Consider the following 16,544-nt stretch of genomic DNA (forward strand, 5'->3'; position numbering starts at 1 on the left):
CATCAAGGCTCCGGCTTTTAGCGAGAGGCGATTGGATCCCGGCCTTCGCCGGGATGTCGTCTGTTGGGGCGGCCGCGGAGCCGGCTTCAGCGCGGCCGCGTCCACAACCCTGCCGGACGCGGCGTCGGCGCACGGCGATAGGCCGAACCCCAGGCCTTCACGATCGCACCGAGCTTCTCGCCGCCTGAGGTGGTGGTGCGGCTGTCCCAGGCCCGCGGGCCCTGTGCCCGCACCTTGCGCGCGATCCCGCCATAGATGTCGGCCGCCGCCAGCACCGCCCAGGCCGAGCGGAACGACAGCGCCGCCGCACCGCCGCGCGCGCTGATCTCATAGCCTTCCGCGCGATCGGCGAGCCGCGTCCCCAGAATGGCGAGCGCATTGAGGTCGGCCATCGGATCGGCGGCGGTGAGCCCCACTTCGGCAAGCCAGTCGGCGGGCAGATAGCAGCGCCCTGCTTCGGCATCCTCGCCGATGTCGCGGGCGATGTTGGCGAGCTGGAAGGCGAGGCCGAGATCGCAGGCGCGGTCGAGCACTGCTGCGTCGTCGGGCGCGACCCCCATCACCACCGCCATCATGCAGCCGACCACGCCGGCGACATGGTAGCAATAGCGCAGCAGATCGTCCTCGGTCTGCGGGCGCCAGTCCTCGGCGTCGAGCGCGAAGCCTTCGATCAGGTCCCAGGCGAAGCGGTGCGGCATGCCGGTCTCCGCCGCGACGATGCGCAGCGCGTCGAACGCGGCGTCGCCGACCCATTCCCCTGCCAGCGCCGCCGCGGTGCGTTCGCGAACCTCCGCCAGTCGGGCCGCGGGGGCGGCGACGCGGGTCATGCCATGGCCATGGTCCTGGCCGTCGACGATATCGTCGCAGCGGCGGCACCAGGCATAGAGCAGCCAGGCGCGCTCGCGAGTCTCGGGATCGAACAGCTTGCTTGCGGCGGCGAAGCTGCGCGAGCCGCGGGCAATCGACTCGCCCGCGGTCGCGACGATCGCATCGCGGCCGGGAAAGCGCATTACAGCTGTTCGCGGCGCAGCTGCGCGATCGGCACCACTGGCTGAGCCTCAGCCATCTTGGTCAGCAGCCCGTCGATGGTGCTGTCGACCAGCAGCAGCCCCTGGTGCTGCGGGCGAACGAAACCCACGGTGCCCATATGCTCCCAGAACTCGACCAACTTGTCGTAATAGCCCGCGATGTTGAGCAGCCCGATCGGATCGGTGTGATAGCCGAGCTGCGCCCAGCTCATCGCCTCCCACAATTCATCCATCGTCCCCGTGCCGCCGGGCAGGTTGATGAACCCGTCCGCCAACTCGGTGAAGCGCGCCTTGCGCTCGTGCATCGTCTCGCAGACTTCGAGGGCCGTGAGCCCGCGATGCGCGACTTCGGCATTGACGAGCAGGGTGGGGATCACGCCGATCACCTCGCCGCCGGCCTCCAGCGCCGCATCGGCGACCGCGCCCATCAGCCCCAGCCGGCCACCGCCATAGACGACGCCGATGCCGCGCTCGGCGAGCGTGCGGCCGAGGGTGCGGGCAGCTTCGATATAGACCGGGTCGGCCGGGCTGGCCGAACCGCAATAGACGGCGATACGCTTCATTCTGTGCTCCTGTGGCGGGGCTGATAGCGTGTTTTGGCGGGGAGGGAGAGGGGTTTCGCGACACGAGCGAGAGGGGTTTTCACGCTTAAGCCCCTTCCCTTCAGGGGAGGGGGGGTGGGGCGCTGTCTCACCGAGACCTGCGTTCTGGAATCCCTCCACCCCAACCCCTCCTCCAAGGAGGAGGGGCTTAAGATGGTTCAGGCCATCTCGCCCAGCATCAGCTCCGCCGTCGCCTTGGCGCTCCCCACCACGCCGGGAATCCCCGCGCCCGGATGCGTCCCCGCCCCCACGAAATACAGGTTCGAGATCGCGTCATCGCGGTTGTGCACGCGGAACCAGGCGCTCTGCGTCAGGATCGGCTCCAGGCTGAAGCCCGAGCCATGATGCGCGGCGAGGTCGTCGCGGAAGTCGGTCGGCGCATAGTGGAACTTGGTGACGATCCGCTCGGCCAGATCGGGGATCAGCCGGCGCTGGACCTCCGCCAGGATCCGCGATTCCAGGATCGGCCCCACCTCGTTCCAGTCGGCCGGGAACTTGCCCAGATGCGGCACCGGCGCCAGCGCGTAGAAGGTCGAATGGCCTTCGGGCGCCATGCTCAGGTCCGAAGCGCTCGGATGGTGGAGGTAGAGCGAGAAGTCCTCGCTCACCACGCCGTGGGTATAGATGTCGTCGAGCAGCCCCTTATAGCGCGGGCCGAAAAGGATCATGTGGTGCGGGATGTCGGGAAAAGTCCCGCGCAGCCCGAAATGCACCACGAACAGCGAGGGCGAGAAGCGCTTGTTGACCAGGCGGTTCGCCGTCCGCCGCGCGCTGCGCGAGTTGCGCAGCAGGTCGCGGTAGCTGTGGACGATGTCGGCGTTGCTCGCCACCGCGTCGACCTCGACCTCGAAGCCGCTATGGGTGCGCACGCCGACCACCCGGTCGCCCAGCGTCAGGATCTCGTCGACCGGGTCGCCGATCCGCACCGTGCCGCCCAGCCGCTCGAAATGCGTGATCATGCCGGCAATCAGCCGGTTGGTGCCGCCCTCGGCCCACCAGACGCCGCCGTCGCGCTCCAGCTTGTGGATCAGCGCGTAGATGCTGCTGGTCGCCATCGGGTTGCCGCCGACGAGCAGGGTGTGGAACGACAGCGCCTCGCGCAGCTTCTCGTTCTTCACGAAGCTGGCGACGATCGAATAGACCGAGCGCCAGGCCTGGTGCTGCATCAGCGCCGGTGCCGCCTTGAGCATCGACTTGAAGTCGAGGAACGCCTTGGCGCCCAGCTTGACATAACCTTCCTCGTAGACGCTCGCCGAATAGTCGAGGAACTTGCGATAGCCGGCAATGTCGCTGGCATCGAGCTTGGCGATCTCGCCCGCCAGCACCGCGTCGTCATTGGTATAGTCGAAGGTCGTGCCGTCGGGCCAGGAGAGGCGGTAGAAGGGCGTGACCGGCTTGAGCGTCACGTCTTCGGAGATGTCGTGGCCCGAGAGGCGCCACAGCTCCTTGAGCGCGTCCGGATCGGTGATCACCGTCGGGCCGCCGTCGAAGGTGAAGCCGTCGCGCTCCCAATAATAGGCGCGGCCGCCCGGCTTATCGCGGGCTTCGATGACGGTGGTATCGACCCCCGCCGACTGGAGGCGGATGGCAAGGGCGAGGCCGCCGAACCCGGCGCCGATCACGACTGCGCGGCGCATCAGCGGTTCCAGATCGCGGAAAGGGCGCGGCCGATCGGCACCGGCGGCTTGCCCGACAACACGCGGACGCGGTCTCCCCAGGTCGACTGCGCGGCGTAGAAGCGCTGGATCAGTCCTGCATCCAGACGGTAGAATCGTTCCAGCACGCGATAGCGCTCCTCGGGTTCGGCCGCCTTGAACAGCATCGCGGCGAGCATGCGATAGAAGCCGCGCTTGCGCCAGAGCGCGCGCGAATAGCCATACAGCATTTGGTGCAGCGCCTCGCCGGAATAGTCGTATGCGTCGGCGATGGTGGCGGCGGTGCGGACGGCGTCGGGGAAGGAATAGCCGGTCATCGGGTGGAAGAGACCCGCCTTCATCCCCGCCTTGGCGATGCCGCGGCCGCCCGCGGCCCAATAGGCGGCATGGTCGCCGCCCATCGCCACCGGCAGGCTGCCGACTTCCTCGCGCAGCACCCGCTCGACCTGCCAGCCCGCCGCATCGGCATAGGCTTCGATCCGGTCGCCGGTGGCGAGGACGTCGATCGAGGGCGTGTCGCTGTAATAGGTGTCCTCGACGAACATCCGCGTCGGGCTGAACGGCAGGCAGTAGACGAAGCGATAGCCGTCGATCTGCGGCACCGTCGCGTCCATGATCACCGGCCGCGTCACATCGTGCAGGTTGCTCAGCACGAGCTCGGCACCGTGGAACTTCTGCCAGCCGAGCTGGAGTGCGCTGGTATCGCCGACGCCGCGGCAATCGATCACGCCCTCGGCCTCGACCAGGTCGCCATCGGCCAGGGCCACCGCCGTGGGGGTGATGTCCGCCGCCTCGCGGCCGAGCAGCAGGCCCTTCGGCCCCAGCGCTTCGCGCACCACGCGATCGAAGTGCTCGGACTCGACCGAGTAGTAGCGCGACGGCAGGGTGCGAAAATGGCCGGGGAAGGCAACGTCATAGCCGTTCCAGCCATGGCCGATCAGCGGCGCCGAGAGCCAGCGATGCTCAGGTGCGACATCGTCGGCGAAGAACGACCAGAGGTGATTGCCGCCGATCCGCGCCGAGCCTTCGATCAGCCGGACGGAGCAATCGGGTTTCTTCTTCCGGATTGCCAGCGCGATAAGCCCGCCGGCAAGGCCGCCGCCGACAATAGCGACGTCACAACTGATGGTTGAAGGCATTGCCGTCGCCTAGCTCAAGGGCGGGGGTGTGGGAACCCCACCCTTGGGGACGCGGCGCGAAACGGTCGCTGGCCGGGGGCGCCCCGGCGCAGGGCCAAGCCGTTCATTTTCTTTTAACTATCGTCACACGGCTTGCACACTTGCCTCCTAGTGCCGGGCAACCGCGTTTGCGGTTTGTGAAGTAGGGGAACCAAAGCAATGCAGAAGACGCTCTTTGGCGCGACACTCGTCGCCGCCACGCTGCTCGGCGCGCCTGTCGCGCAGGCCCAGGTCGCGCTGTCGACCAAGACCTACACCCAGAATTTCGACGCGCTGGCGACCAGCGGCACCAGCAAGGCGCTACCGACGGGCTGGAAGCTCGACGAGCGCGGCAGCAGCACCGCCGGTTCGGACGATGCCTATGCGACCAGCAACGCCAATGCCGGCACCGCCTATGCCTTCGGCACCGGCAGCGAGCGCGCGCTGGGCAGCGTCACCTCGGGCAATGCGACGCCGATCCTGTTCGGCGCCTTCTTCACCAATGCCCTGGGCGGCGCGATCGAGTCGCTGACGCTCAGCTATTTCGGCGAGCAGTGGCGCCTCGGCACCGCGAGTAGCGACCGCCTGAACTTCGAATATTCGCTCAACGCCACCTCGCTGTCGAACGGCAGCTGGACCGCGTTCGACGCGCTCGACTTCGCCAGCATCAGGAACGGCTCCGGTTCGGGCAGCGCTAGCAGCGCGCTCGACGGCAACGCCGCGGGCAATCGCCAGTCGGTCAGCGCGACGATCGGCAACCTGCTGATCGCCGACGGCGGCAGCTTCGCGATCCGCTGGACCGACCGTGACGTCGGCGGGTCGGACCACGGCCTGGCGATCGACGACCTGACGCTCACTGCCACGCTGGCGCAGAGCGCGGTGCCCGAGCCGGCCGCTTGGGCGCTGCTGATCGGCGGCTTCGGCTTCGCCGGCGCAGCGCTGCGCCGCCGGCCCAAGACGACGGCGCACGCCTGATCCCCGGCAGGGGAGCACCGGCCTCGCCTGCGCTCCCCTGCCGCCTCTCAGAAGCTGTACTTGGCCGAGACGGATACCGTTCGGCCATTGACCGAGCGGCCCCAGCCGATGCCGTTCGCCGGCACTTCGCTCTGGTTGAACTCGAAGAAGCCGCGCTGGTCGAACAGGTTGCTCGCGTTGACCATGAGCTCGACGTGGCGGATCGGCCGGATCACCGCGAAGGCGTTGACGACGGTGAATCCCGGCATCCGCAAAAGGTTGCTGTCCTGTGCGTAGCTGCCGGTAATGGTCACCACGTTCGCCCCCAGCGTTGCCTGGCGCAGCTCGATCTGCGGCGTCGCTTCCAGCGTCCAGGTCGGCTGGTGGCGGGGCTCCTTGCCGGTCAGCGCGGCGTCCAGCTTGTCCTGGGTGATCTTGGCCTTGGTGTAGGTCGCGCCGGCGGTGATGCTGAAGATGCCGCTGCGGTAGCCGCCCTCCATCTCCACGCCGGTGGCGCGGTAGCTGCGGATGGTCTGGTTGGCCGATCCGTTGAGGACGTTGTGGTCGTCGGCCGTCGCGCGGAAGGCCGTGACGTTCAGCGTCGCGCCCGCCTTGCGGAACTTGAAGCCGCCTTCGAGCTGGCGAACCTCGTCATATTTGTCGGTCGGATCGGGCACGCCGCCGGTGGTGGCGCTCACCGCCGGCGTGAACAGGATCTTGTCGGCATTGGCGCGGGCACCGCGGCTGTAGCGCGCGAACACCGAGAAGGGCTCGGCGACGCGATAGTTGATGCCGCTCGAATAGCTCCAATAGCCGTAATTGTAGTTGACCGGTGCCGGGGCATCGAGCGGCAGGAAGGCGACGCGGGTCTCCGCCGGCGAGATCACGCCGTCGCCATTGACGTCGAAGCGGACCACGCCGTTGCGATTGCCGCCGAGATCCGCCCCGAACAGCTGGCCGCGTACGCGCCCGCGGTCATAGCGGACGCTGCCGCCGATCGAGATCTTGCCGACATGATAGTTGACGGAACCGTACGGCGCGAGAATGTCGTAGGAAACGTCGAAGATACGGCGGAACTTGCTGCCGTTCCGGCTGAACGCATAATAGCCGCCCAGCGTCTGGGCGACGCCGGCCGCGTTGAAGATGTCGACCATTGCCGTCCGCCCGCCGCCGGCGACATCGGTGTTGATCGCGGTGTGGAGCCACTGGGTGTAGAGCTGCTGGTTGGCCTTGTAGAGGCCGCCCGTCACGGTCAGGTCGCCCCGGCCCAGTTTCCAGACGCGGGTCGCGCGGAAATCATTGGTGAAATTGTCGAGCGAGCGGGCGCGGGTCTGCGAGATGTAGGAGAACATCAGCAGGCCGTTGCCGTTGATCGGCGTGGTGGTGGAGATGAGCTGTCCGGCATTGGGCCCGGTCGCGTAGCGTGCGGTTGCCCCGGCGCCCCCCTGGGAGGCGGCGAGCGCCGCGACCGTCGTGATGCTGGAGGGGAAGGCGCGGTTGAAATCACCGCTGTTCTTCGAATAGCGCATGCGGTTCGACAGCGTGAAGCCGCCGATATCGAACTGCGCCTCCAGCCCGATCGACGTGGAGGTCGGGTGCATGCCGTTGGAAACGGGGAAACGCTGCAGCTTGTTGTCGCCGTCCAACGTGACCACCGGCCCGATATAGGGCGACAGAGTCGAATCGCGGCGAATGTCGAAGCCGGGCACGTCGCCGATGACGGGGTTCTCGTTGGTGCCGGTGATGCGGATCGCATATGGCGCGAAGGTCGGCGAGCGGTCGTCGAGCCACTTGCCGTGCAGGCGCACATAGCCGTTGGCGAACTGCTTGGTCACGTTCAGGCGGATCTGCCCGCCCTTGAAGCCGGTGAAGCCGATGTCGCGTGGCCCTTCGCCCGAGCGATAATAGCCGCCGATGTGGAAGCGCCAGCCGCCGCCCAGCGGGCTGCCATAGTCGAAGTCGAGGCGCTTCTCGCCATAGTCCACGCCGGTCGTCAGGCGGACGGCGCCGCCGGCGACTTCGCCCGTCTTCGAGATCAGGTTGATCACGCCACCGGGCGCATTGGACGAGAAGGTCGAGCCCGAGCCGCCGCGAATCGATTCGATCGCGGCGACGTTGAAGTCGGCGCGCATGTAGACGTCGGCGGCGATGTTGAAGAAGTCGCCGAACTCGAGCACCGGCAGCCCGTCTTCCTGGAACTGCATGTATTTGGAGCCGCCCGCCGCCAGCGGCAGGCCGCGCACGGTATAATTGGCGTTGCCCTCGCCGATCCCGCTCTCGACGCGAAGGCCGGGCATGGTGCGGAGCAGGTCGCCCAGGGGGCGCGGGCCCAGCTTCTCGAACTCGGCCGCGCGATAGGCGCTGGTCGAGGTTGCGCTGTCGAGCCGGTCGCGGCCCTTGGCGACGCCGGTGGAGAAGACCTCCTTCTCGGGCGCCGGTGCGGTGGATGGCTTTGGCGTATCCTGGCCCGACTGGGCGAGCGCCGGCTGGACAATGCAGCTCGAGCAAAAGGCGAGCAACCAATAACGAAGCTTCACGACGACCTCTCCGACCCATATCTGTTCTTCTGGGGCCAGCATGGTAGGGGGGGCAGATGTTAAACTCTGTTACCGCGCTTCTTCGTAGAATTACGGCGGTTACATCCCGGCAACGATCGGTTGCGGGATCGGCCGGCCGGCAAGGCGGTTCGCGCCGCATTGCCGCCAGGCGCAGGAAGGCGTAGCAGCGGGAGACATGGACATCGCCCTCGCCATCCTCGCCTCCGCGATCGCCATGACCGTGATCGTGGGGGTGCGCTACGTCGCCGCCTCGGCCGGGTTCGCGCTGGCCACCCGGCTGAAGCATCCGGGGCTCTATGCCGGGCTGGACCGGCAGATCCGCATGGAGATTGGCTGGAGCCTCGCCTCCGCCGCGATCTACGGCATTCCCGCCGGCATCGTCGCCTGGGGGTGGAAGGCGCATGGCTGGACGCGCATCTATACCGATGTCCATGCCTGGCCGCTCTGGTATCTGCCGCTGTCGGTGTTCCTCTACCTGTTCCTCCACGATACCTGGTTCTACTGGACGCACCGGGCGATGCACGTGCCCGCGCTGTTCCGCCGCTATCACGCCGTCCACCATGCCAGCCGCCCGCCCACCGCCTGGGCGGCGATGAGCTTTCATTGGGGCGAGGCGCTGTCGGGCGCGATCGTGATTCCGCTGCTGGTCTTCGCGATTCCCATTCATGTCGGCGCGCTCGGCTTGGTGCTGACGATCATGACGGTTATGGGTGTGACCAATCATATGGGCTGGGAGATCTTCCCGGCCTGGATGTGGCGGGGGCCGCTGGGCGGATGGCTGATCACGGCAAGCCATCACCAGCGGCATCATGAGCGGTATGGGTGCAACTATGGACTATATTTCCGGTTCTGGGACCGGCTGTGCGGGACCGACCAGGGGCTCGGGCGGTTCGATCCTGCGGCGCGCCGCATGGGCCCTCGTCGCCCTGCCGCTGCTGACCAGCGCCGCGCCGCTGGCGACGCTGGAGCTTGATTTCACCAAGCTGCGCTCGACGCGTGGGCTGCTGCAGATCTGCATCGCGCCCGCCGCCAGCCAGTTCCCCGATTGCCGCCAAGGGCACGGCGCGATCAAGCGCTCGATTCCCGCCGCCGAGGGCAAGCTGCGCCTCAGCGGGCTCGCCCCGGGCGACTATGCGGTTGCAGTGATTCACGACGCCAACAGCAACGGCAAGCTCGACACCTTCATGGGCATCCCGCGCGAAGGCTTCGGCTTTTCGCGCAACCCGGTGATCGGCTTCGGACCGCCGCGCTTCTCCGCCGCGCAGTTCCCGCTCGACGGCGGCAGCGATCGGCAGGAAGTGAAGCTGCGCTACCTGCTTTAGGAACTGCGCGAGATTGCAGGCGTTTCCGGGGTGCTGATCACTGGATCCCGTTCCCGGAGTACCCCCATGCCTTTCCTGCGTCCCGCGACGCGCGCCGCGCTCGCTTCGTTTCCGCTGCTCGCGGCAATGCCCGCCCTCGCCCAGCAAGCAGCGGATTCGCCGCCCGACATGACCCGCGACACCGTGACGCTCGGCGTCGGCGCAGCGGTGGTGCCGAGCTATGACGGCTCGGACAAGAACGTCGTCACCGCGGCGCCGCTGGTCCGCGGCCGCGTCTCCGGCATCAATTTCGTCGTGCTGGGCAGCCGCGCCTGGGCGGACGTGATCGCCGACAATAACGGCCCGGGCTGGGATTTCCAGGCCGGCCCGGTGGTCAACGTCAACCTCAACCGCACCTCGCGGATCGACGACCGCCAGGTGGCAGCCCTCGGCAAGATCGACACCGCAGTCGAGGCGGGCGGCTTTGTCGGCATCGGCAAGCAGGGGCTGATCACCAGCGACTATGACAAGCTGACGGTGAGCTTCTCCTATCTCCACGATGTCGGGACGGTGCATAAGAGCTATGTGATGTCGCCGTCGGTCAGCTACGGCACGCCGCTCAGCCGCAAGGCCTATGTCCTGCTGAACGCGTCGGGCAATTACATGGGCAACGGCTATGCCCAGACCTATTTCGGCGTGACGCCGGGCGGCAGTGCGCGCAGCGGCCTGCCGGTCTATTACGCCCGTAAGGGCTGGAAGGACTGGACGCTGGGCGCGATGGGCACGGTCGCGCTCACCGGCGATCTCACCCATGGCCTGTCGATGGTCGGCGGCGTCGCCTATCGGCGGATGCTCGACGACGCGGCGGACTCGCCGGTGGTGCGCATCGCCGGCTCGCGCGACCAGTGGTACGGTGCGCTGGGGCTTGCCTATACCTTCTGACCTACGGCGCGTAATTGCGGCGAATGTCCTGTTTTCTAACAACTTACAAATTGCCGACGCAAGTCTTGGGGGCTAGCCTGCCTATCCGGGACTCGCGTCGTATGTGGTCGCGGGGCAACATCAGGGGGAGATGTATGAAACTTGCAGCACTAGTTGGCGCCATTGGCGTGTTCGGCGCGACGATTGCCGCACCGGCTGCGGCATCGGTGATCGACACCAGCGGCGGCTATGCATCGAAGATCGATTATTTCGGCGCGCAGTATACGCCCACCTACGGGCAGACCTTCACCGTCGGCAGCGACAATGCGCTGAACGGCTTCACCTTCTATCTCGGCGGCGGCGCGGCGAGGGTTCGCGCCTATGTTTATGCCTGGGGTAGCGCAGGCCCGCTCGGTGCGGCGCTCTATGCCAGCGATGCACGCAGCTTCGCCGGTACCGCAGGCGACGCCTTCGATGCGCTGCGCTTCGACGTGGGCGCGCTCGATCTGCGCGCAGGCCAGCGCTACGTCGCCTTCCTCACCACCGCGGGCCTTGCCCAGCCCGGCGACGGCGAGATGAGCTGGATGCCCACCGCTGGCAGCTTCGGCAGCAATGCCTATGATGGCGGCGATTTCGTCTACACCAATGTCGGCAGCAGCCTCGACGCGATCGCGCGGACTCAGTGGGACGACCCGCACGGCGCGTTCGGTGACGTGCAGTTCAGGGCCGATTTCAGCCCCGGCGCCACCGCTGGCGCAGGCGTGCCCGAACCGGCGGCCTGGGCGATGCTGATCGGCGGCTTCGGCCTCGCCGGCGGCGCACTCCGCCGCCGCCGCGCGCGGACGACCGTGCGCTTCGCCTGATCTTCCTAACCTTTGGTAGGATGGCGGCGCGTCGGGATTGCCCGGCGCGCCGCGTGTCTGTAGACGGGTATCCATTCCCCGGGGGACCGCTGGCGCAGCGGTTGAGAGGAAGGCTGCAGCCTTCGACCCGCTGAACCTGATCCGGTTGACACCGGCGTAGGGAGGGAGGGTCTTGTTCCCCGAGGTCCATCTGCTCCCCGCGTATCGCCCAAGGAGTAGACGAGCATGGCCGACATCCCCGCCAAGACCGAAATCGGCGTTACTACCGGCCCGATCCGCGGCAGCCGCAAGATCCATGTCGGTAAGCACCGCGTGGCGATGCGCGAAATCCATCTCGAGCCGGGCAGCGGCGAGGCGCCGGTGCGCGTCTACGACACCTCGGGCCCCTATACCGATCCTGATGCCCGCATCGACATCATGGCCGGCCTGCCGGCGCTGCGCCGCGACTGGATTCTCGCCCGCGGCGATGTCGAGGCCTATGACGCGCGCCAGGTGAGGCCCGAGGACAATGGCCTCAAGGGCCCGGACCGCTCGGCCGGCGTGCCGCAGTTCCCGAACGTGGTGAAGCGCCCGCTGCGTGCCAAGCCGGGCATGAACGTGTCCCAGATGCACTATGCCAAGCGCGGCATCATCACGCCCGAGATGGAATATGTTGCGGAGCGCGAGAATCTCGGCCGCGAGCGGCTGGCCGAATATGTTCGCGACGGGCAGGATTGGGGTGCCTCGATCCCCGATTACGTCACCCCCGAATTCGTCCGCGACGAAGTGGCGCGCGGCCGGGCGATCATCCCGAACAACATCAACCACCCGGAAAGCGAGCCGATGGCGATCGGTCGCAACTTCCTGGTCAAGATCAACGCCAATATCGGCAATTCGGCGGTCGCCAGCGACGTGGCGAACGAGGTCGACAAGATGGTCTGGTCGATCCGCTGGGGCGCGGACACGGTGATGGACCTCTCCACCGGCCGCAACATCCACGACACCCGCGAATGGATCCTGCGCAACTCGCCGGTGCCGATCGGCACGGTGCCGATCTACCAGGCGCTGGAGAAGGTGGGCGGCATCGCCGAGGATCTGACCTGGGAGATCTTCCGCGACACGCTGATCGAGCAGGCCGAGCAGGGCGTCGACTATTTCACCATCCACGCGGGCGTGCGGCTGCCCTATATCCCGATGACCGCCAAGCGTGTCACCGGCATCGTCTCGCGTGGCGGCTCGATCATGGCCAAATGGTGCCTCGCGCATCACCGCGAATCCTTCCTCTACGAGCGGTTCGACGAGATCACCGAGATCATGAAGGCCTATGACATCGCCTATTCGCTGGGCGATGGCCTGCGCCCCGGCTCGATCGCCGACGCCAATGACGAGGCGCAGTTCGCCGAGCTCTACACGCTGGGCGAGCTGACCAAGCGCGCCTGGGAGCAGGACGTGCAGGTGATGATCGAGGGCCCCGGCCATGTGCCGATGCACAAGATCAAGCAGAACATGGAAAAGCAGCTCGAGGCGTGCGGCGAGGCGCCCTTCTACACGCTCGGGCCGCTGACCACCGACATCGCGCCGGGCTATGACCATATCACCAGCGGCATCGGCGCGGCGATGATCGGCTGGTACGGCACGGCGATGCTCTGCTACGTCACGCCCAAGGAGCATCTCGGCCTGCCCGACCGCGACGACGTGAAGGTGGGCGTGGTCACCTACAAGCTGGCGGCGCACGCGGCGGACCTCGCCAAGGGCCATCCGGCGGCGAAGGTGCGCGACGACGCGCTGAGCCGCGCGCGCTTCGAGTTCCGCTGGCGCGACCAGTTCAACCTGTCGCTCGATCCGGACACGGCCGAGCAGTATCACGACCAGACGCTGCCGGCCGAGGGCGCTAAGACTGCGCATTTCTGCTCGATGTGCGGGCCGAAATTCTGCTCGATGAAGATCACCCAGGAGGTCCGCGATTTCGCGGCGAAGCAGAACGCCTCGGCCGATACCTTCCTGGCGGCGACGCCGGCGACGGTGGATGCCGAGACGGGCATGGCGGAGATGAGCAAGGTCTTCCGCGAGACCGGTAGCGAGCTCTACATGGGCGCCGGCGGCCGCGAGCACGATTGAGGACTATGGGGCTGGGTGGGTGTTACCTGCCCGGCCTTCGCTACGGCACGCGCGGGTGAACGATTCCACAAAGGTAGCCGCGCCTCAATAATGATAGCGGCAGCTCAGCACCTCCACCGCCTGCGCGTCACCCGATCCGCTAACCCGATACACCAGCCGATGCTCGCCGCTGATCCGGCGCGACCACCAGCCGGAGAGATTGCGCCGCAGCGGCTCCGGCTTGCCGGTGCCCGTGAAAGGGTGACGGCGGCACTCTTCGATCAGCGCGTTGATGCGCTCCAGCACCTTCGCGTCCTCGCGCGACCAGGCGATGTAATCGAGCCAGGCCGTTGACCCGAACACGACCTTCATGGCTGGATCAGCTCATGCTCCTCGCCGAGCCCGGCATCGAGTTCGCGGATGCCGTCCAGCAGGCGCTTCGCATTCGCTGGAGACGACATGAGATGGATCGTCTCCAGCATCCCCTCCCACTCGCTTTCGGAAACCAGCACTACGCCTTCGCCCTTGGGACGCACGATCTGGATCGGCGCCTTGTCGGCGACGACGCGGTCCAGCACGGCCTTCAGATTGGCGCGGGTTTCCGAGACGGTCAGGGTCTGCATGGCGATTCTTGTACATCAATCTGTACGAAACTTCAAATCTCACAATGCCGGCAGCGCCCAGTCGATCGGCTTCTGCCCTACGCTCTCCAGAAACGCGTTCGCTTTGCTGAAGTGGCGGCTCCCGAAGAACCCCGAATGCGCTGAAAGCGGGGAGGGGTGGGGGGCCTTCAGCACCAGATGGCGCCCGCCCTTGTCGATCGAATCGACGAATGCCGCCTTCTTCTGCGCATGGCTGCCCCAGAGCAGGAACACCACGGGCTCCGTCTTCGCGTTGACCAGCCGGATCACCGCGTCGGTGAAGCGCTCCCAGCCGCGGCCCTGATGGGCGGCGGCGCGGCCCATTTCCACGGTCAGCACCGCGTTGAGCAGCAGCACGCCCTGTTCCGCCCAATGTTCGAGGAAGCCGTGCTGCGCGCGCGGGATGCCGAGGTCGGTCTCCATCTCCTTGTAGATGTTGACCAGGCTCGGGGGCACGCGGACGCCCGGTTTCACCGAGAAGCACAGGCCGTGCGCCTGGCCCTCGCCGTGATAGGGGTCCTGCCCGAGGATCACCACGCGCACCTGCTCCAAGGGCGTCAGGTCGAGCGCGCGGAACCACTCGCTGCCCGCCGGGAAGATGCGCTTCCCCGCCGCCTTCTCGGCGCGAAGATAGTCGCGCAGCGCCGCCATATAGGGCTGGGCGAATTCCTCCTCGAGCGGGGCGAGCCAGCTCGGGTGCAGCTTCACGGCGGCCATGCGCTCAGGCCCGGACCGCGGTGACCAGATAGTTGAGCGCGTCGTGTTCGTTCACCACGAAGCCGCGGGCAGGCGAGAAGGTCAGGCCGCGGCGGTCGAACACCTTCAGGCCGGCATCCACCAGCAACGCCTCCAGTTCCTCGGGCTTGAGGAAGCGGTTCCAGTCGTGCGTGCCCTTGGGAATCGCGCCGGTGCCCTCGGCCAGCGTGATCATCGCCAGCCGCGAAAGCGGCGTGCGGTTGGGCGTCGACAGCACCATCAGCCCGCCCTCGGCCAGCGCGCCGGCCAGCCCGCGCACGAAAGCGGCGGGATCGCTGACATGCTCGATCACTTCCATCGACGTGACGAGGTCGAAGCTGCGGCCCGCCAGATCCTCGATGCCGCCATGGACATAGTCGATCGGCAGACCGGACAGCTCGGCATGCGCGCGCGCCGCGCCGATATTCTCGCCCGCGGCATCGACGCCGGTCACCCGCGCGCCGAGCCGGGCCAGCGGCTCGCAGAGGAGCCCGGCGCCGCAGCCGACGTCGATCGCGGACTTGCCGGTCAGCGGCATGAAATCGGCCGAGTCGCCGCTCCAATGCACGTCGACCGCGCGGCGGATATAGCCGAGCCGCGCAGGATTCAGTCTGTGAAGCATGGCGGAGGAGCCCTTCGGATTCCACCAATCGGCCGCCAGACGACCGAAATGTTCCGCTTCACGGGGGTCAATCGTAGCTTTAGTTGCGTTCGGCATCCGTGGCTCCTATCAGGCTCGCCCATCTCTCCCAAGGGCAGGAAACAAGCAACCAGCCATGGCGCGTATCGTAATGAAGTTCGGCGGCACATCGATGGCCGGAATCGAGCGTATCCGCAGCGTTGCCGCCCGCGTCAAACGCGAGTGGGAGGCGGGCAACCAGGTCGCGGTGGTCGTATCGGCGATGGCCGGCGAGACCGATCGGCTGGTCGGCTTCTGCCGCGAGGCCTCGTCGCTCTACGATCCCAAGGAGTATGACGTCGTCGTCTCCGCCGGAGAGCAGATCACCAGCGGCCTGCTGGCGATCGCGCTGCAGGCGATCGGCGTGCCGGCGCGCTCCTGGCTTGGCTGGCAGCTGCCGGTGCAGACTTCGGACGCCTTCGCCAAGGCGCGCATCGAGGACATCGGCACCGACGCGCTGCTCGCCAGCATGGGGAACGGCGAGGTGGCGGTGGTCCCCGGCTTCCAGGGCGTGCACGAGGACCGGATCACCACGCTGGGCCGCGGCGGATCGGATACCTCGGCGGTGGCGGTCGCGGCGGCGGTGAAGGCCGATCGCTGCGACATCTACACCGATGTCGACGGGGTCTACACCACCGATCCGCGCATCGTGCCCCGTGCGCGCAAGCTGAAGCGCGTGACCTATGAGGAAATGCTCGAACTCGCCAGCGTCGGCGCCAAGGTGCTCCAGACCCGTTCGGTCGGCCTGGCGATGAAGGAAGGGGTTCGCGTGCAGGTGCTCTCGTCCTTTACGGGCGACGACGCGCCGATGGCAGATACATTGCCCGGGACGATGATCGTGGGCGAAGAGGAGATTCAGGACGTGGAACGCCAGCTCATCACCGGCATCGCGCACGACAAGAACGAAGCCAAGATCACGCTCACCGCGGTGCCGGACAAGCCCGGCGCGGTGGCGTCGATCTTTACGCCGCTGGCCGATGCCAGCATCAATGTCGATATGATCATCCAGAACATCGCGCACCAGAGCGCTGGCAGCGCGAGTGCGACCGACGTGACCTTCACGGTGCCGGCGGCGGATCTGGCCCGCTCCCTGGAGATCCTCGCGCAGCAGAAGGAAGCGATCGGCTTCACGGGCGTCAGCCACGACACGCGCGTCGCCAAGGTCTCGGTGGTCGGCGTCGGCATGCGCAGCCATGCCGGTGTCGCCGCGACGATGTTCCAGACGCTGGGCGCGCGCGGCATCAACATCCAGGCGATCACCACCTCCGAGATCAAGGTCTCGGTGCTGATCGAGGAAGACTATACCGAGCTGGCGGTGCGCGTGCTGCACACCGCCTATGGCCTCGACGCGGACGACGTCGCCGCCTGACCCGA

16 protein-coding genes and 1 riboswitch are annotated in these 16,544 nt (G+C 67.1%); of the genes, 7 read left to right on the forward strand and 9 right to left on the reverse strand.

The window, feature by feature from the left end:
- Window positions 1–86 precede the first annotated feature (86 nt).
- The 4 genes from GGR89_RS02805 to crtY form a co-directional block, all read right to left on the reverse strand.
- Window positions 87–1,010 (reverse strand): phytoene/squalene synthase family protein, encoded by a 924-nt coding sequence (locus GGR89_RS02805; protein ID WP_125978157.1) that lies wholly within the window; start codon window positions 1,008–1,010, stop codon window positions 87–89.
- Entirely contained in the window at window positions 1,010–1,591 is a 582-nt protein-coding gene (locus GGR89_RS02810) for an LOG family protein (RefSeq protein WP_125978155.1), read from the reverse strand. Before GGR89_RS02810 ends, GGR89_RS02805 begins: the two co-directional genes overlap by 1 nt.
- A 197-nt stretch (window positions 1,592–1,788) precedes the next feature.
- Window positions 1,789–3,267 (reverse strand): phytoene desaturase, encoded by a 1,479-nt coding sequence (locus GGR89_RS02815; RefSeq protein ID WP_125976854.1) that lies wholly within the window; start codon window positions 3,265–3,267, stop codon window positions 1,789–1,791.
- Window positions 3,267–4,424, reverse strand: a complete 1,158-nt coding sequence (gene crtY / locus GGR89_RS02820; RefSeq protein ID WP_125976853.1) for a lycopene beta-cyclase CrtY — start codon at window positions 4,422–4,424, stop codon at window positions 3,267–3,269. The genes GGR89_RS02815 and crtY overlap by 1 nt, the downstream gene beginning before the upstream one ends.
- Before the next feature lie 198 nt (window positions 4,425–4,622).
- Here crtY and GGR89_RS02825 point away from each other — a divergent pair, with 198 nt between their 5' ends.
- Window positions 4,623–5,417, forward strand: a complete 795-nt coding sequence (locus tag GGR89_RS02825; RefSeq protein ID WP_126001267.1) for a PEPxxWA-CTERM sorting domain-containing protein — start codon at window positions 4,623–4,625, stop codon at window positions 5,415–5,417.
- A 47-nt stretch (window positions 5,418–5,464) separates the two neighbouring features.
- Here the strand turns inward: GGR89_RS02825 and GGR89_RS02830 are convergent, their stop codons facing one another.
- Window positions 5,465–7,933 (reverse strand): TonB-dependent receptor domain-containing protein, encoded by a 2,469-nt coding sequence (locus GGR89_RS02830; protein WP_241218025.1) that lies wholly within the window; start codon window positions 7,931–7,933, stop codon window positions 5,465–5,467.
- A 196-nt stretch (window positions 7,934–8,129) separates the two neighbouring features.
- On the opposite strand from GGR89_RS02830, the gene GGR89_RS02835 reads away from it, so the two are divergent.
- The 5 genes from GGR89_RS02835 (at window position 8,130) to thiC (ending at window position 13,136) form a co-directional block, all read left to right on the forward strand.
- Complete coding sequence (locus GGR89_RS02835; protein WP_125976852.1) at window positions 8,130–8,927, forward strand: sterol desaturase family protein; 798 nt, start codon at window positions 8,130–8,132, stop codon at window positions 8,925–8,927.
- Window positions 8,917–9,276 carry a DUF2141 domain-containing protein gene (locus tag GGR89_RS02840; protein WP_245201557.1) on the forward strand — a complete coding sequence of 120 codons (360 nt, stop codon included), beginning with the start codon at window positions 8,917–8,919 and terminating at the stop codon, window positions 9,274–9,276. Before GGR89_RS02835 ends, GGR89_RS02840 begins: the two co-directional genes overlap by 11 nt.
- A gap of 66 nt (window positions 9,277–9,342) precedes the next feature.
- Window positions 9,343–10,197, forward strand: coding sequence for a MipA/OmpV family protein (locus tag GGR89_RS02845; RefSeq protein ID WP_125976851.1), 855 nt, complete (start codon window positions 9,343–9,345; stop codon window positions 10,195–10,197).
- 134 nt (window positions 10,198–10,331) lie between these two features.
- The gene (locus GGR89_RS22160) at window positions 10,332–11,039 is read left to right on the forward strand and encodes a PEPxxWA-CTERM sorting domain-containing protein (RefSeq protein ID WP_241213333.1); all 708 of its coding nucleotides are present in this window, start codon (window positions 10,332–10,334) and stop codon (window positions 11,037–11,039) included.
- A 69-nt stretch (window positions 11,040–11,108) separates the two neighbouring features.
- Window positions 11,109–11,219: riboswitch (TPP riboswitch) on the forward strand.
- A 45-nt stretch (window positions 11,220–11,264) separates the two neighbouring features.
- Window positions 11,265–13,136: a phosphomethylpyrimidine synthase ThiC gene (gene thiC, locus GGR89_RS02855; RefSeq protein WP_125976850.1), complete on the forward strand. Its 1,872-nt coding sequence runs from the start codon at window positions 11,265–11,267 to the stop codon at window positions 13,134–13,136.
- Between the two features lie 84 nt (window positions 13,137–13,220).
- Here the strand turns inward: thiC and GGR89_RS02860 are convergent, their stop codons facing one another.
- The 4 genes from GGR89_RS02860 to ubiG are packed head-to-tail and all read right to left on the reverse strand — an operon-like array spanning window position 13,221 to window position 15,209.
- Window positions 13,221–13,487 carry a Txe/YoeB family addiction module toxin gene (locus GGR89_RS02860; RefSeq protein ID WP_125976849.1) on the reverse strand — a complete coding sequence of 89 codons (267 nt, stop codon included), beginning with the start codon at window positions 13,485–13,487 and terminating at the stop codon, window positions 13,221–13,223.
- A complete protein-coding gene (locus tag GGR89_RS02865) occupies window positions 13,484–13,738 on the reverse strand; it encodes a type II toxin-antitoxin system Phd/YefM family antitoxin (RefSeq protein WP_125976848.1) in 255 nt (84 codons plus the stop codon). Before GGR89_RS02865 ends, GGR89_RS02860 begins: the two co-directional genes overlap by 4 nt.
- 39 nt (window positions 13,739–13,777) lie before the next feature.
- Window positions 13,778–14,473 carry a uracil-DNA glycosylase gene (gene ung, locus GGR89_RS02870; RefSeq protein WP_126001265.1) on the reverse strand — a complete coding sequence of 232 codons (696 nt, stop codon included), beginning with the start codon at window positions 14,471–14,473 and terminating at the stop codon, window positions 13,778–13,780.
- A gap of 4 nt (window positions 14,474–14,477) precedes the next feature.
- Window positions 14,478–15,209: a bifunctional 2-polyprenyl-6-hydroxyphenol methylase/3-demethylubiquinol 3-O-methyltransferase UbiG gene (gene ubiG, locus GGR89_RS02875; protein WP_125976846.1), complete on the reverse strand. Its 732-nt coding sequence runs from the start codon at window positions 15,207–15,209 to the stop codon at window positions 14,478–14,480.
- Between the two features lie 58 nt (window positions 15,210–15,267).
- Between ubiG and GGR89_RS02880 the strand changes: the two genes are divergently transcribed.
- A complete protein-coding gene (locus GGR89_RS02880) occupies window positions 15,268–16,539 on the forward strand; it encodes an aspartate kinase (RefSeq protein WP_125976845.1) in 1,272 nt (423 codons plus the stop codon).
- Window positions 16,540–16,544 lie beyond the last annotated feature (5 nt).

Origin of the sequence: Sphingomonas trueperi, from assembly GCF_011927635.1 — a bacterium.
GTDB lineage: Bacteria > Pseudomonadota > Alphaproteobacteria > Sphingomonadales > Sphingomonadaceae > Sphingomonas > Sphingomonas trueperi.